General features: G+C 69.6%; 15 protein-coding genes. 5 read left to right on the top strand and 10 right to left on the bottom strand.

Going from position 1 to position 15078, the window contains the following annotated elements; genetic code table 11:
- Positions 1-55: 55 nt before the first annotated feature.
- Together ruvA and ruvC are read right to left on the bottom strand one after the other, a co-directional pair.
- Positions 56-676 (bottom strand): Holliday junction branch migration protein RuvA, encoded by a 621-nt coding sequence (gene ruvA, locus AC2YHT_RS08035; RefSeq protein ID WP_487289059.1) that lies wholly within the window; start codon positions 674-676, stop codon positions 56-58.
- On the bottom strand, positions 673-1188 hold the full coding sequence (ruvC, locus tag AC2YHT_RS08030; RefSeq protein ID WP_199228340.1) for a crossover junction endodeoxyribonuclease RuvC: 516 nt from the start codon (positions 1186-1188) through the stop codon (positions 673-675). The genes ruvA and ruvC overlap by 4 nt, the downstream gene beginning before the upstream one ends.
- 147 nt (positions 1189-1335) lie before the next feature.
- Here ruvC and AC2YHT_RS08025 point away from each other — a divergent pair, with 147 nt between their 5' ends.
- Positions 1336-2766, top strand: a complete 1431-nt coding sequence (locus tag AC2YHT_RS08025; RefSeq protein ID WP_487289058.1) for a M20/M25/M40 family metallo-hydrolase — start codon at positions 1336-1338, stop codon at positions 2764-2766.
- Positions 2767-2894: 128 nt separating this feature from the next.
- Here the strand turns inward: AC2YHT_RS08025 and AC2YHT_RS08020 are convergent, their stop codons facing one another.
- Complete coding sequence (locus tag AC2YHT_RS08020) at positions 2895-3506, bottom strand: glutathione S-transferase family protein (RefSeq protein WP_487289057.1); 612 nt, start codon at positions 3504-3506, stop codon at positions 2895-2897.
- 118 nt (positions 3507-3624) lie between these two features.
- On the opposite strand from AC2YHT_RS08020, the gene AC2YHT_RS08015 reads away from it, so the two are divergent.
- Entirely contained in the window at positions 3625-4089 is a 465-nt protein-coding gene (locus AC2YHT_RS08015) for an Lrp/AsnC family transcriptional regulator (protein ID WP_487289056.1), read from the top strand.
- On the opposite strand, the gene AC2YHT_RS08010 is transcribed toward AC2YHT_RS08015, so the two are convergent.
- From AC2YHT_RS08010 to AC2YHT_RS08000, 3 genes are all read right to left on the bottom strand, one after another.
- Positions 4086-5018 (bottom strand): nucleoside hydrolase, encoded by a 933-nt coding sequence (locus tag AC2YHT_RS08010; RefSeq protein ID WP_487289055.1) that lies wholly within the window; start codon positions 5016-5018, stop codon positions 4086-4088. The genes AC2YHT_RS08015 and AC2YHT_RS08010 overlap by 4 nt on opposite strands.
- Before the next feature lie 265 nt (positions 5019-5283).
- Entirely contained in the window at positions 5284-5469 is a 186-nt protein-coding gene (locus tag AC2YHT_RS08005; protein WP_146218110.1) for a hypothetical protein, read from the bottom strand.
- Positions 5470-5571: 102 nt separating this feature from the next.
- A complete protein-coding gene (locus tag AC2YHT_RS08000) occupies positions 5572-5952 on the bottom strand; it encodes a hypothetical protein (protein ID WP_487289054.1) in 381 nt (126 codons plus the stop codon).
- Between the two features lie 225 nt (positions 5953-6177).
- Between AC2YHT_RS08000 and AC2YHT_RS07995 the strand changes: the two genes are divergently transcribed.
- Positions 6178-6648 carry a chemotaxis protein CheW gene (locus tag AC2YHT_RS07995; RefSeq protein ID WP_110118471.1) on the top strand — a complete coding sequence of 157 codons (471 nt, stop codon included), beginning with the start codon at positions 6178-6180 and terminating at the stop codon, positions 6646-6648.
- A 92-nt stretch (positions 6649-6740) separates the two neighbouring features.
- Complete coding sequence (locus tag AC2YHT_RS07990) at positions 6741-7838, top strand: Zn-dependent alcohol dehydrogenase (protein WP_487289053.1); 1098 nt, start codon at positions 6741-6743, stop codon at positions 7836-7838.
- 232 nt (positions 7839-8070) lie between these two features.
- Here the strand turns inward: AC2YHT_RS07990 and AC2YHT_RS07985 are convergent, their stop codons facing one another.
- Positions 8071-8949, bottom strand: coding sequence for a DMT family transporter (locus AC2YHT_RS07985; protein WP_487289219.1), 879 nt, complete (start codon positions 8947-8949; stop codon positions 8071-8073).
- A gap of 188 nt (positions 8950-9137) precedes the next feature.
- Here AC2YHT_RS07985 and AC2YHT_RS07980 point away from each other — a divergent pair, with 188 nt between their 5' ends.
- Entirely contained in the window at positions 9138-11270 is a 2133-nt protein-coding gene (locus tag AC2YHT_RS07980) for a phosphocholine-specific phospholipase C (protein ID WP_487289052.1), read from the top strand.
- Between the two features lie 191 nt (positions 11271-11461).
- Here AC2YHT_RS07980 and AC2YHT_RS07975 read toward each other — a convergent pair whose 3' ends face one another.
- The 3 genes from AC2YHT_RS07975 to AC2YHT_RS07965 form a co-directional block, all read right to left on the bottom strand.
- Positions 11462-12871 carry a peptidoglycan DD-metalloendopeptidase family protein gene (locus AC2YHT_RS07975; protein WP_487289051.1) on the bottom strand — a complete coding sequence of 470 codons (1410 nt, stop codon included), beginning with the start codon at positions 12869-12871 and terminating at the stop codon, positions 11462-11464.
- Between the two features lie 231 nt (positions 12872-13102).
- A complete protein-coding gene (ctrA, locus tag AC2YHT_RS07970; protein ID WP_109100859.1) occupies positions 13103-13798 on the bottom strand; it encodes a response regulator transcription factor CtrA in 696 nt (231 codons plus the stop codon).
- 395 nt (positions 13799-14193) lie between these two features.
- A complete protein-coding gene (locus AC2YHT_RS07965; RefSeq protein ID WP_487289050.1) occupies positions 14194-14985 on the bottom strand; it encodes a LytTR family DNA-binding domain-containing protein in 792 nt (263 codons plus the stop codon).
- Positions 14986-15078: the final 93 nt, after the last annotated feature.

The raw sequence follows: 15078 nt of genomic DNA, 5'->3' as shown, positions 1-15078 counted from the left end.
ATCCTCCCCCCCTGGGGGAGGTGGCCCGGAGGGCCGGAGGGGGTGACGCAGGCTCTCATCGCCCAAGCTCCTGCAGACCCGCCTTGATCAGCGCCTGCACGGACGCCTCTTCACCGAGCTTCGCCGCGGCGGCCTCGACCACGCGGCGGGCGTTCACCTCGGCGACGCCCAGGCCCATCAGGGCGGCGACGGCGTCGCCAGTGGCGGCGGGCTTGGCGGGGGCGGACGGCGCGGCGGTCGCTGAGGGCGCGGCCATCAGCACCGGCCCGTCGGTGATCGGCTTGCCCTTCAGCTCGGTGACGATGCGCAGAGCGAGCTTGGGACCCACGCCGTTGGCGCGGCCGACGGCGGCCTTGTCTTCACGGGCGACCGCCGAGGCCAGCTCGGCCGGCGACAGCACGTCGAGCACGGCCATCGCGGCCTTGGGGCCGACGCCCTGGATCGCCTGCAGCAGCACGAAGGCGCGGCGGTCGTCGCGGGTGAGGAAGCCGTAGAGCCGCAGGCCCTGGCTTTCGCTCCACTGGCTCTCGATGTGGAGCAGCGTCTCCTCGCCCAGGGCCGGCAGGCGCTGGAGGGCGCGCTGGCCGCAGCGGACGAGGTAGCCGACGCCCATGACGTCGATCAGGGCCTCTTCCTCGCCGACCTCGGCGACGGCGCCGCGCAGGCGACCAATCATGCAACCCTCCGGGCGGTGCGGGCGTGGGCGTGGGCGATGGCGACGGCCAGCGCGTCGGCGGCGTCGGCCGTGGGCGAGCCGGCGGTCGGCAGCAGGCGGGCGATCATGAAGGCGACCTGGGCCTTGTCGGCCGCGCCGGTGCCGACCACCGCCTTCTTGACCACGGGGGCGGAATATTCGGCCACCAGCAGCCCGGCGCGGGCCGGAGCGATCATCGAGGCGGCGCGGGCGTGGCCCAGCTTCAGCGTCGACTGGGCGTTGGTGTTGACGAAGGTCTCTTCCACCGCCGCCTCGTCGGGGGCGTGCTGGTCGATCACCGCGCAGACGCCCTCGAACAGGGTCAGCAGGCGGTCGGAGAAGGCGGCCTTCTCGTCGGGGACGATGACGCCGTGGGCGATGTGAGTGATGCGCGAGCCGGCCACGCCGATCACGCCCCAGCCGGTTCGGCGGAGGCCCGGATCGAGGCCGAGGATGCGCAAGGGGCGATTCGCGTTCATCATGTGTTCTCGCAGTGTCGCCGGTTCCTGTCGCCAGGAAAAGCCGCGTCATCCTTAAGCACGGGTTAACGCCAGGCCCCGGTTTTCGCGCATGTGGCTTGCGCGCGGACGCGAAGCCCGCTCCTGTTCCGGCCACGTTTTACGACACTTGAAGGTCGGACCATGCGCCTGAAGGCCCTTTTCGCCACCACTGCGGCCCTCGCCGCCCTTCCCGTCCTGGCCAACGCCCAGCCGACGCCGGGCCCGCAGGTCACGCCGCGCCCCGACCAGAGCGCCTTCCGGGCGCTCTACAAGGAGCTGGTCGAGATCGACACCACGCTCTCCAAGGGCAGCTGCACCGCCGCCGCCGAGGCGATGGGCGCGCGCCTGAAGGCGGCCGGCTACGCCGACGCCGACGTGCAGGTGGTGGTCGAGCCCAAGCATCCGCGCGAGGGTAGCCTGGTCGCCGTGCTGCGCGGAACCGATCCGAAGTCCAAGCCGATCCTGCTGCTGGCCCACATCGACGTGGTCGAGGCCAAGCGCGAGGACTGGACGCGCGATCCCTTCACCCTGGTCGAGGAGAACGGCTACTTCTACGGACGCGGCACCTCGGACGACAAGGCCCAGGCCGCGATCTGGGCCGACACCCTGGTCCGCCTGAAGCAGAGCGGCTTCAAGCCCAAGCGCGACATCAAGATGGCCCTGACCTGCGGCGAGGAGAGCGAGGGCTACAACGGCATCGAGGACCTGGTGAAGAACCACCGTCCGCTGGTCGACGCCGAGTTCGCGCTCAACGAGGGCGCCGACGGCATGCTGGACGAGACCGGCAAGGCCGTGGTGCTCGAGGTGCAGGCCGGCGAGAAGGTCTATCAGGACTTCACCCTGACCGTGACCAACCCCGGCGGCCACTCCAGCCGCCCCGGCCCGGCCAACGCCATCTACCAGCTGTCGGCGGCGCTGGACCGCATCGGCGCCTATCAGTTCCCGACCCGCTTCAACGACGCCACGCGCGGCTACTTCACCCAGATGCAGGGGCGCGTGCCGGCCGAGCAGGCCGCGGCGATGAAGGCCCTGGTGGCCGATGTCGCCGATCCCGAGGCGCTGAAGGTGATCACCAAGGACGCCGGCTGGAACTCGATGCTGCGCACCACCTGCGTGGCCACCATGGTCAGCGCCGGCCACGCGCCCAACGCCCTGCCCCAGCGGGCCACGGCCAACGTCAACTGCCGCATCCTGCCGGGCACGCCGGTCGACGAAGTGAAGGCCAAGCTGACCGAGCTGGCCGCCGATCCGGCCGTCGCCGTCACCCTGGCCCACGAGGCCAAGCCCGCCTCGCCGCCCCCGGCCCTGACGCCGGCCATCATGGGCCCGATCCAGAAGGAAGCCGCCAAGCTGTGGCCCGGCGTGCCGATCGTCCCGATCCTGCTGACCGGCGCCACCGACGGCGTGCACACCAACGCCGCCGGCATCCCGACCTACGGCGTCAGCGGCCTGTTCGGAAACTCCGACGGCGACGGCGTCCACGGCCTCAACGAGCGCATGCGCGTGAAGTCGCTCTATGACGGGCGGGACTTCCTCTACGCGCTGGTCAAGGACTACGCGGGCGGGAAGTGATCTCGCTCTTCCACCCGTAAAACCCCCGCGAAAGCGGGGGCCCAGGTGTTTTATCGTTGAGCGCCGCGCGTTTCAGAAAAAGCCTGGGTCCCCGCTTTCGCGGGGATTTTACGGGGTGGAGGCGGCCCTCAGTGCATCGGCGCGGCCTTGAAGGCCTCGGTCGCCTCCGCCCGCGCCGACAACGCCGCCAGTTTCGGGCAGGCGAGCGGATCGGCGGCGTCGGGCAGGATGTGGCGCGCGAAGCTCCAGGCCACGGCGGCCGTGACGTCGGCCTGCATCGGCCGCGCGCCCAGCAGCCAGCTGTCCGCGACCATCTCGGCCTCCAGCAGGCGCCAGGCATGGGCAAGTTGGCCACGCACCCGATCGATCCACGGCGCGTGCTGCTTGTCGGCCGGCCGCAGATTGAACTCGTAGACCAGCTGCACGGTCTTCTCGCAGGCGGCCAGGGCCAGGCCGACGATGCGCAGCGAGCGGACCTGCTCGGCCAGGCCTCGCGGCTCCAGGCTGCGCCCGGCCGGCGCCAGCCGCTCCAGATGCTGCAGGATCAGGGTGGAGTCCATCAGCACCGCCCCCTCGTCCGTGACCAGGGTCGGCGCCTTGACCACCGGATTGACGGCCGCGAAGGCGTCGTAGTCGCGGAACACCGACACAGGCTCATGCGCATAGGGCAGGCCCAGCAACTCCAGCGACACGGCTGTCCGCCGCACATAGGGCGAATCCAGCATTCCGATCAGGCGCATCCGGCGGTCTCCAAAGCGATAGGCGCAGATTGCCGCCGACAGCTCCGAAAGGGCATGGCAAGTCATCGGCCAAAGCGCGATCCTACCGATGACTTCAAGGCGATGGAGCGATTGCCCGATGACCGCAGCGCTGGACGCCAAGGACCTGGCCATAGTCGAGGCCCTGCAGGCCGACGGCCGGGCCTCGCTGTCCGACCTCGGTCGCCGGATCGGCCTGTCGCAGCCGGCCATGTCCGAACGGGTCCGGCGGCTGGAGGAGCGCGGCGTCATCACCGGCTACGGCGCGCGCATCGACCCGCAGGCCCTGGGCCTGGTGATGAGCGCCTTCATCCGGCTGAAGACCACGCACGAGCACATCCGCGCCTGCCTCGAGCAGTTCGCCCGCCTGCCGCAGATCGTCGAGGTCCACCGCGTCACCGGCGACGACTGCTTCGTGCTCAAGGCGCTGGTCGCCGCGCCGGGCGACCTGGCCGTGATCGTCGATTCCATCGGCCGCTTCGGGCCGGTGACCACTTCGGTGGTGCTGAAGAGCGAACCACCGCGACCTCTGGACAGGGCGCTGATCGCCAGCGCCAGGCCCTAGGCCCCCGCCATCTCCACCCAGCCGAACAGGGCCTTGAGGATCAGGGCCCGCACGGCCGGGGCGTCCACCGAGACGCAGACCTCGGCGTTGGGTTCGCCCTCGACGCGTTCGATGCGGCCCTGGCGGTCGCCGTCGAGGATCACGCGCAGGCGGGCGGGTTCGAAGGTGAAGGCTTCGGGGGAAACCAGGCTGGCGGCGGCGACGGCGTCGTGGGGGTGGCAGCCTTCCGCGCCCCAGGCCTTCTGGTGGAAGGCGATATAGGGACCGGCCGCGCGGGTCAGGCGCGCAGACAGGGGACTGCCGCAACAGCGCGCGCCGCTGTCGAGTTCGGTGGCGGTGATCGTCACCAGGCTGGTGACGTCCAGCGGCACCAGGCGCGGCTTGACGCCGGCCTCCAGGATCCGGGCCAGGGCTTCGGGATCGCTCCAGCTGTTGAAGTCGGCGCCGCCGGCGGCCTTGCCCTGTACGGAAAAGGCCCCGGCCATGATCGTCGGCGACCAGCTCCGGAAGGCGGCCGGATCGTCCAGCAGGCCCAGGGCCAGGTTGGTCAGCGGCCCCAGAAACAGACCCTTCACCCGCCGGCGCGCCAGAAAGGCCAGCAGGCTGACCCCATGGCCGCGATCCAGCTCCGGCAGCTTCCAGCGTTGGGAGAAGCCCGCGCCGTTCAGGCCGTCGGGGCCGTGGGCCGGCCGCATCCGCTCGACCCGCCGCCGGGCCAGGCCCGCGCCGGCGCCGATATAGACCTCGGCCGGACAGCCCGCGAGGCGCAGCACCCCGCGCGCATTGGCGGCGGCCTGGTCGACATAGGTGTTGCCGAAGACGGCCGAGACCGTGCCCACCTCGACGACGTCGCGGGCCCGCGCCAGCAACGCCAGGGCCAGGGCGTCGTCCACGCCGCAGTCGGTGTCGATGTGCAGACGAAGCGCCATGTCGGGATCATAGCGCATGCACGTGACGCGGGAAGTCGTCGGCGAGCGCCGTTCGGCACTTTCGCGGCAGGATTTCCACCGCCGCCGCCACCCAAGGCCCTTCCGCCTCCAACGGGGGGAAGAGGCGGAAGGAACCCCGGCTCGCCCGCCTCCTGGCGGGGGACGGATCCGGCGGGCGCGCGGCTGGACGGTCCGGAGGACAGACCGTCGCCATGCGCGTAGCTACGAAGGCGATCGCGGACCGGATGCGCGCCGCGCGGAAAACCTAGCCCAGCCCGTTGACCATCGCGCGCAGGCGGCGGGCGACGTCCTGGGGGCGGTCGGCGATCTGGTCGAACAGGGCCTGGACCTCGGCCTCCTCGAAGCCGGCGGCGCGCAGGGTGCGCCAGGCGCCGAGCAGCACACTCAAGGCCACTTCCTGGCGGTCGGGAATGGTGACGGCGGCGGACATGGCGGAGGCCTCCTGGACAGCGGGGACGGCCACAATGTTCATTTTTTGTTCTCAATGGCAAGCCCCGGCGCCGAGGGGACGGCGCCGGGGCTACGTCATGCCCTAGCGGCAGACGGTGCGTTCGTAGACCGAACCGCTGCGACGGTCGTATTCGCGGGTGGTCCAGCAGTCGTCGCGGCGATAGCGCGGGCCGTCGTCATAGCCGTAGCCGTAGTAGCGCGGCGGCGGGGGCGGCGGATAATCGTAGCCATAGCCGTAGGCCGGGCGGCGATAGCGCGGGCGGTCGTTGTTGATCGACGAACCGATCGCCAGGCCGACGATGCCGCCGATCACGGCGGCGGCGGCCACGTCGCCGCTGTCGCGGCCGTGGTTGCGGTGGCGGCGCCAGTCGTCGGCCGAGGCCTGGGTGCTGGCGGCGATCATAGTCAGGGCGGCGAGGCCGGCTGCCACGCCTCCGACGGTCTTGAGCGGCTTGAAAGCCATGTCGGCCTCCTTCGAAAAAGCTTGTCCCAAGCCTGATCCCCCGCGCCTGAACCTCACCTGAACGCGGCTGTCAGACAGACGCAGCCGCACGAGGTGGGCCATTTCGTCGCAGGCCCGCCATGCGGCCAGCCGCGCGGGAACGCCTTTTTTGTTCACCTTTCCGCGCGATCATGGCTTCCGAACGCGGCCAGAAGGCCGTCGACGCGACGAAGGCGGACGAAAGCGATGTCGAACAACAACACGGCCTACACCCCCGGCGAAGCCCTGCAGGTTCTGTCGTTCGAAGTGGGCGCCCAGACCTACTGCGTGCCGGTCGGCACGGTTCGCGAGATCCGCGGCGTCACGCCCCCCACCCCGCTGCCCGACGCCCCGCCGCACGTGCGCGGCGTCATCAACCTGCGCGGCCAGGTGATGCCGGTCATCGACCTGTCGGCCCGCCTCGGCAAGGGTCCGGCCCAGGATGGCCCGCGCCAGGTGATCATCGTCGTCGAGAACGGCCGCGACGTCGCCGGCCTGCTGGTCGACGCGGTGTGCGACAGCTTCATCGTAGAAGCCAGCCAGATCAGCCCCCCGCCGTCGGTCGGCGACGAGGCCTCGGCCCTGGTCTCGGCCGTGATCACCACCGACACCACCATGGTGGTGCTGTTGACCGTCGACGCCATCCTGCCCGAGCGCCCGATCGCCATCGCGGCGTAGGCGACACTTCAAACAAATGTTTCGATAGCCTCTTCCGCTCGCCCCTCCGCCGGGGCTAGGGTCTCCGCAACCATAAGGCGGGAGACGAGCGGATGAAGGCGGCGGTGCTGCGCGAGGTGGGCAAGCCCCTCGTCATCGAGGACGTGGCGATCGGCAAGCCGGGCCCACGCGAGGTGCTGATCCGCACCAAGGCCGCGGGCGTCTGTCACTCCGACCTGCACTTCGTCGAAGGCTCCTACCCCCACCCCCTGCCCGCCGTGCTGGGCCACGAGAGCGCCGGGATCGTCGAGGCGGTCGGCGACGAGGTGCGCACGGTCAAGGTCGGCGACCACGTCATCACCTGCCTGTCGGTCTATTGCGGCCACTGCGAGGTCTGCCTCACCGGCCACATGAGCCTGTGCACCAGCTCGGAGACCAAGCGGCCAAAGGGCGGCGAGCCGCGCCTGTTCAAGGAAGACCTGAGCGGGGGCCGCGGGCCGATGGCCCAGTTCCTGAACCTGTCGTCCTTCGCCGAGCTGATGCTGGTGCACGAGCATGCGTGCGTGGCCATCCGCAAGGACATGCCGTTCGACCGCGCCGCCCTGATCGGCTGCTCGGTGACCACCGGCATCGGCGCCGTGATCCATACGTCCAAGGTGCAGCCGGGCGAGACCGTGGCCGTGATCGGCTGCGGCGGGGTGGGCCTGGCGACGATCAACGGCGCGGCCATCGCCGGCGCCGGCCGCATCATCGCCATCGACCGCCAGCCCTCTAAGCTGGCCCTGGCCAAGACCTTCGGCGCGACCGACGTGATCGACGCCAACGACGGCGACGTGGTCAAGCAGGTGCAGGAGCTGACCGGCGGCGGCGTGCACCACAGCTTCGAGGCCATCGGCCTGAAGGTCACCGCCGAGCAGTCGTTCAAGATGCTGCGCCGGGGCGGCACGGCCAACATCATCGGCATGATCCCGGTCGGCACCATGATCGAGCTGCACGGCCCCGACTTCCTCGGCGAGAAGAAGATCCAGGGCAGCTACATGGGCTCCAACCGCTTCCCGGTCGACATGCCGCGCTTCGTCGACTTCTACATGAACGGCAAGCTGAAGCTGGACGAACTGATCGCCCGCCGCATCAAGCTTGAAGACGTCAACGACGCCTTCGAGGAGCTCAAGCGCGGCGAGTTGGCGCGATCGGTGATCGTGTTCGATTGATCATGGCAAACCCTCTCTCTGAGAGAGAGGGAGGGGCCCATGGCGGAGCCATGGGAGGGTGAGAGGTTTCACCCTGTCCGATTGAAGCGCGACGATCGGGACTCTCAGTCCGCAGGGTCAGCTTGAGGCGTTAGGGCATAGGGGTTTCGAGGTTTCCCGGCCAGCGGTGAAACCTCTCACCCTCCCACCGCTTCGCGGCGGGCCCCTCCCTCTCTCTAAGAGAGAGGGTTTTTCAAGCCCGCCGCCCCTTGCGCGTCACCAGCCAGATGCCGGCGCAGACCAGGGCCAGGGCGGCGGCGTTCTTCCAGGCCAGCACGGGCTCGTGCAGGAACAGCGCCGACAGCAGCACCCCGAACACCGGGATCAGGAAGTTGAACACCGCCAGCATGCCCACCGGGTTGTGCTTGAGCAGCAGGCTCCACAGGGCAAACGCGGCCGCCGACAGGCCGGCCATGTAGGCCAGCAGGGCCAGGGAGCGAACGTCGAAGCCTTCCAGCCGGCCGCCGAACGCGAAGCCGATGGCCAGCAGCACCGCCCCGCCCACGCCCAGCTGCCAGCCGGTCATGACCATGGCGTCCATCTTCTGCGAGATCGACTTGCCCCAGATCGAGGCGGCGGCCAGCACGAAGGCGGCGATGACCACGAAGCCCTCGCCCAGCAGGGTGAACTCGAAGTCGAAGCCCTTCCCGCCGAGGTTCACCGCCAGCACGCCCATGAAGCCCAGCAGGCAGCCCAGCGCCTTGCGCGGGGTCAGGCGGTCGTTGCGGAACAGGAAGTGGGCCAGGATCACGCCGAAGAAGGCGCCCGTGGAATTCATGATCGACGACTTCACGCCGGTCGCGTGGGCCAGGCCGATATAGAAGAACACGTACTGCAGGGTGGTCTGGCCGACGCCGAGCATGGCGACCTTGGCGATCTGGTCGCGCGGCGGGACCAGGGATTTCCGCGACAGGGCCGCCAGCACCAGCAGGATCGATCCGGCCGCCACGAACCGCCAGCCGGCGAACAGCATCTGGGTCGCCGTGTCGGTCTTGGCCACGTGCAGCAGGGCGTAGCCGGCCTTCACCGCCGGAAAGGCGCTGCCCCACAGCAGGCAGCACAGCACCGCCATGCCGATGACGAAGCGCTTGTCGCGGTAAAGGTCGGTGCGGGGGGACGTCACGGAACGGGCCTTGTCGAAAAAAGCATCGCCGCCCCACGGGAAGCGGGACGGCGATCGGATGCTGTGGCGCGCTTCTAGGCTTCCGGCCGCCCGGCTTCAACCGCCTCGCCGACTGTCATGAGCGCGCCGCGCGACGCATGCTATCGGCCGCGTTGCAAACCGGAGGGATTCGCTTGTCCGTCATCGATCGTCGCGGCCTGCTTATGGGCGCGGCCGCCCTGCCCGCGGCCCTCGCCTCGTCGCTGGCCCGCGCCGCCGCCATCGACGCCGACGTCCGCAAGGGCACGATCGAGGACGTCCAGCACGTGGTGATCCTGATGCAGGAGAACCGCAGCTTCGATCACTATTTCGGAACGATGGGCGGGGTGCGGGGCTTCGGCGACCGCTTTCCGGTTCCGGTGCGCGACGCCAAGGGCCGCAAGGACGGTTCGGTCTTCCTGCAGGCCTATGGCCAGGACGGCGGCCCGGACGTCATCGCCCCCTTCGCGCTGAACACCACCCAGACCTTCGCCCACATGCGGGTGGAGGGTACGCCGCACAGCTGGGCCGACGCCCAGGACGCCTGGGACGAGGGCCGGATGGACCGCTGGCCGGTCGCCAAGCATCCCCATTCCATGGGCTTCTACACGCGGGCCGACATCCCCTTCCAGCACGCCCTGGCCAGCGCCTTCACCCTCTGCGACGCCTATCACTGCTCGACCCAGACCGGCACCAACACCAACCGCCTGTTCCTGTGGACCGGGACCAACGACGGCCTGGGCCAGGCCGGCGGGCCGTCGATCTCCAACTCGCACGACGACTTCGCCGACAAGGGCGGGGCGGCTGAATCCTACGGCTGGACGACCTATCCCGAGCGCCTACTCGAGGCGGGGGTCAGCTGGCGCATCTACCAGGACATGGCCGACAACTTCACCGACAACCCGCTGGCCGGGTTCAAGGCCTATCGCGACGCCCGGGCCGGGGCGCCGGGCTCGGACGCACGGCTGAAGGATCTCGCCCTGACCACCTGGCATCTCGACGGCCTGCGCAAGGACGTGCTGTCCCGCCAGCTGCCCTCGGTGTCGTGGATCATCGCTCCGGCCGCCGATTCCGAGCACCCCGGGCCGTCCAGCCCCGCCCAGGGCGCGCACTACCTCGCCCGGGTGATCGACACCCTGACCATCGACCCGGAGGCCTGGGCCAGGACGGTGCTGCTGGTGATGTTCGACGAGAACGACGGCTTCTTCGACCACATGCCGCCGCCGGCCCCGCCCTCCAAGACCGCGAACGGCGCCCTGCTGGGCGGCTCGACGGTCGACACGGCCGGCGAATACCACCTGGTGCGCAATCCGACCGAGGCCAAGGCCGAGCGCGACCACCTGATGGGCCGGCCCTACGGTCTTGGGCCGCGCGTGCCGATGTACGTGATCTCGCCGTGGAGCCGGGGCGGCTTCGTCAACAGCCAAGTCTTCGACCACGGCTCGGTGATCCGCTTCCTGGAGGCGCGGTTCGGCGTGGCCGAGCCCAACATCTCGCCCTGGCGGCGGGCGGTGTGCGGCGACCTGACCTCGTGCTTCGACTTCAAGACCCCCAACACGCGACCGCAGGCGCCGCTGCCGGAGACGGCGCGGACGGCCCGGCTGGCCGCCAGCCTCAAGAAGACGACAATCCCGCCGACGCCGACGACGCCCTTGGCGCCGATCCAGGAGCCGGGCTTCCGGCCCTCGCGCGCCCTGCCCTACCGCCTGGAGGTCGAGATCGCGATCCGCGACGGCGCCGCCAGCCTGGTGCTGACCAATCCCGGCGCGGCCGGGGCCGTGCTGCACGTCTATGACCGCCTGCGCCTGGACCAGCCCCCGCGCCGCTACACCCTGGGCGCCGGCGGACGGCTGGAGGACGCCTGGCTGGCGGGTCCCTACGACCTGTGGCTGCTGGGTCCGAACGGCTTCCATCGCGGCTTCGCCGGCGATCCGGCCGACGGGCTGGCGCTGCGGATCACGCCCGCGCCCCACGGCCGCTCGGTCACGGCGACCCTGACCAACACTGGCCCCGCTCCCCGCACGGTCACCGTCGAGGCGACCAGCATCGTCCCGACCAAGCCCTGGCGCGTAACGCTTACGGCCGGCGAGACCCAGACGCGCGACTGGCGCACTGATTCCGACTGGTACGACCTGTCGGCCCGCTGCGACGAGGCGCCGGCGTGGTTCCGGCGCGCGGCCGGACGGGCGGAGACGGGGCGGGACTCGATCAGCGATCCGCTGATGGGCCGGGCGGCGCGGCTGTCGCGGTGACCCTGCCCTAACCTCCCGTCATTCCCGCCCTTGTGGCGGGAAACCCTGGTTCCGCTTCCGCGTGAGGCGCAAGCGGACTGCTCAGCAGTCCGCTCCATCCGCCCTTGCGGCTGACAGAGGGGTTCCCGCCACAAGGGCGGGAATGACGGGATATTGGGGAAGAGCCGCAGCCCTTGGAACGGCCCTGAAAACTACCGCAGCCGGCCGTCGCCGCCGGCCTTCAGCTCGGCGAGAGCCAGGCGGCCGTTGTCCTTGCCGGAGGCCGGGACCACGGCCTGAGCGTAATTGCCGTCGGCGCGGCCGGCCTGGGCCAGCAGGGTGTCGAGGCGGGCGCGCTTGGCCTTGAAGGCCGCCAGCTCGCTGCCCGACAGCACCGTGCCCTGGGGCACCTTGGCGCCGATCGGGTTGATGCGCTGGCCGTTCAGCCAGACTTCGTAGTGAAGGTGAGGACCGGTCGCCAGGCCCGTGGAGCCGACATAGGCCACCACCTGGCCCTGCTGCACGTGAACGCCCGGACGGATGCCCTTGGCGTAGCGCGAGATGTGGCCGTAGCCGGTGTCCCACTGGCCCGAGTGGCGGATGCGCAGCCAGTTGCCGTAGCCCGACCAGCGGCGGGCCTCCAGCACCACGCCGTCGCCGGCCGCCAGGATCGGCGTGCCGGTGCCGGCGCCGAAGTCGATGCCCTTGTGGCCGCGGTTGTAGCCCAGCACCGGGTGGCGGCGCATGCCGAAGGTCGAGGTGATGCGGGCCCCGTCGACCGGGGTGCGCAGCAGGAAGCCTTTGATATTCTTGCCGGTCTCGTCGAAGAACTGGGTCTTGCCGCCGCGCTCGAAGGCGTAGAAGCGCTGGCCCTTGACCTCGGCGTATTCCAGATCGCCGGCCTCGATGGTGCGGCCGCTTTCGGTGACCTTGCGGTCGAACACCAGGCAGAACGGGTCGCCGTCCTTGATGTCGCGCGAGAAGTCGATCTTGTGCGAGAACAGCTTGGCGGCCTGGCTGACCACGGCCGGGCTGCCGCCGACGGCCGCAACGCTCTCGTAGAACGAGCCGTTCATGGCCCCGCACGAGACCTTGGTCTCGTCGCGGACCTCTTCCTCGATCTCGCGCAGCTTCAGGGCGCCGTCGAAGGTGCGCGAGACGGTGACGGTCGAGGACGGGCTGGTGCGCATCGACAGGCCGACCAGGCGGGCCGGACCGCGGTCGTTGTCGCGGCGGCGGGCGATGGCCGCCTCGAAGGCCATGCCGGCCTTGATGTTGACGGTGTCCATGGCGCTTTGCAGCGTGCTGACCACCTGCTGGGCCTCGTCGGCGCCGACGCCGGCGCGCTCGACGGCCCCCTGCAGGGTCTCGCCGGGCTTGACCTTGACGGGAACGGTCTCGGGACGGTCGAAGCCGGGCTGGGCCTCGGCCTGGGCGAAGGCGACATGCTGCAACGCCACCATGGCGGCCGCGTCGAGCGGCGCATGGGCGGCGACCACGGTCGAAGGCTGGTCCCCCGCCGTCAGCTTCCAGCCCAGGGCCAGGGCGGCCAGGCCGGCGACGGCGGTGAAAAGCCGCGGCGCGAGACGCATGGTCGGGCGTCGCGGATCAAATTCCTGCATCGGTCCCCCGTTAGGTAGCGATGCCGTTTTCGTACAGGAACGGCACGGCCGGGAAGCCCCCCAGCAATCGTCGGGCCGGAACATGACGGCGCGGCCGCCGTCGATCAAGGACTATCCGGTGCTTCGGACCTTTTGTCACGGACATGGTTAACGCCTTGAAACGCAAAGAAAAACGCCCGCTGCAAGCAGCGGGCGCTTTCTGTCGAATCTTGGGTTTCGCGCGGGCGAAATTTAGGCGGCGTTGACCTGCTCGTTCGGGTCGCGCAGCACGTAGCCGCGGCCCCAGACAGTTTCGATGTGGTGCTTGCCTTGAGCGGAGGCCGCCAGCTTCTTGCGCAGCTTGCAGATGAAGACGTCGATGATCTTCAGTTCCGGCTCGTCCATGCCGCCGTACAGGTGGTTCAGGAACATCTCCTTGGTCAGGGTCGTGCCCTTGCGCAGGGAGAGCAGTTCCAGCATCTGGTATTCCTTGCCGGTCAGGTGAACGCGGTTGCCGTTCACTTCCACCGTCTTGGCGTCCAGGTTGACGATGATGTCACCGGTCTTGATGACCGACTGGGCGTGACCCTTCGAACGACGGACCACCGCATGGATGCGGGCGATCATCTCGTCCTTGTGGAAGGGCTTGGTCATGTAGTCGTCGGCGCCGCCGGCGAAGGTCTTCACCTTGGTGTCGATCTCGGCCGTGCCCGACAGGATCATGATCGGCGTGTTGACCTTGGCCACGCGCAGGGTGCGCAGCACGTCGATGCCGCTCATGTCCGGCAGGTTCAGGTCGAGCAGGATCAGGTCGTAGTCGTAGATCTTGCCCAGATCGACGCCTTCTTCGCCCAGGTCGGTCGTGTAGACGTTGAAGCCTTCCGACTTCAGCATCAGCTCGATCGTCTGCGCGGTGGCGCTGTCGTCCTCAATCAGCAGTACCCGCATGGAACCCTCCCCGCCAATCGGCGGCGCTTAATTCGACAGTGGCGGGCATGCCGCCGATGAAACCCGTCCCCCAGTCTGGCGGACAGTTAATTTAAGACTGGTTAATGGTGAACGCGTCGTCTGGCGAAATGGTTAATATGATTTGCGAATCGGGTGCAAGCGGTCGGAAATCCGTTGCGCACATTGGTCGCAGCCCCATTTCAAGCGCTGCTTTAGACCTATGAAAATGCAGCAAACCCAAGGGTTAACAGGGCCTCGCGCACTACGGCCGCGTTAACAGGGTGCAAGCTCACGTTCTTACTTGCGGCGAGATTGCGGCGTTCTGTCGCGAGAATTCCGGGGATGTTTTTTCGCCTCGTGCGTGCGCGGCCAAGCGTGGCCAGGGGCGATCCGCGTCACCCGGTCGCGGCGGCGTCTTCCTCGGCCAGCCAGCCGGCGGCGCGCAGACGGGCCACTGAGGCCCGCGCGATGGGCGCGGCCTCGCCATCGGCCAGCCTCAGACGCAGATTTCGGCCGTCGCGCTCGACCCCGACCACCGCCCGCCGGGCCACCCACCACGAGCGATGCACCTGAAGGCCGTCGAGCCCGGAGAGATTCGCCAGCACCCGCGCCATGGGCCCGACCTCGAGTCGCGAGCCGGTCTCGGTGCGCACCCGAACATAGTGATCCTCCATCTTCAGATAGAGCACCGTGGCGGCGGCGAGGGGCGCGGGCGGCGGCGGCGCAATTGGCCCGTCGACGACCAGCGGCGCGGCGGCGGCGCGCTGGGCGGCGAGCCTGGCCCGCAGGATCGTGAAACCCACGGCCAGCGGCCCGGAGAAGGCCAAGCACTGGCCATACCAGTCCAGCGGCGACAGCTTGCTCAGGAACGGCCACAGCCCGGTCGCCGCCGGCGCGACCACCGCCGCCTGCAGGGCGCTGCCGACCAGGATCGCCGCGGCCACCAGGATCGGGGCCGGGATCCTCGCCCGCTCGGCGGCCACGGCGGCCAGCCGGATCAGCAGGCCGAAGATCAGGGTCCCGGCCCAGAAACAGCCGATCCAATAGATCGCGCGCACGAGGAAGGGGCCGTTGAAGTAGCTGCCGAAGGGCCCGACCATGCCCAGGAACGCCCCCATCGCCGTGGCGACGGAAAGGTCGATCGCCCATTCGCGGGCGGTTCCGAGCAGGGGGCGCGGGCCGGTCATGCCCGATCTATAGCGCCGTTCGCCGCTTCGCGAACCCGTTCGCCCGTTCACGCATGAGGCGTGGCGGCGCAAGGGCCGGGGCCGCATCGGAGG

Source organism: Caulobacter sp. SRI_008 (assembly GCF_057586355.1).
This window is presented reverse-complemented; position numbering and strand designations above follow the sequence as displayed.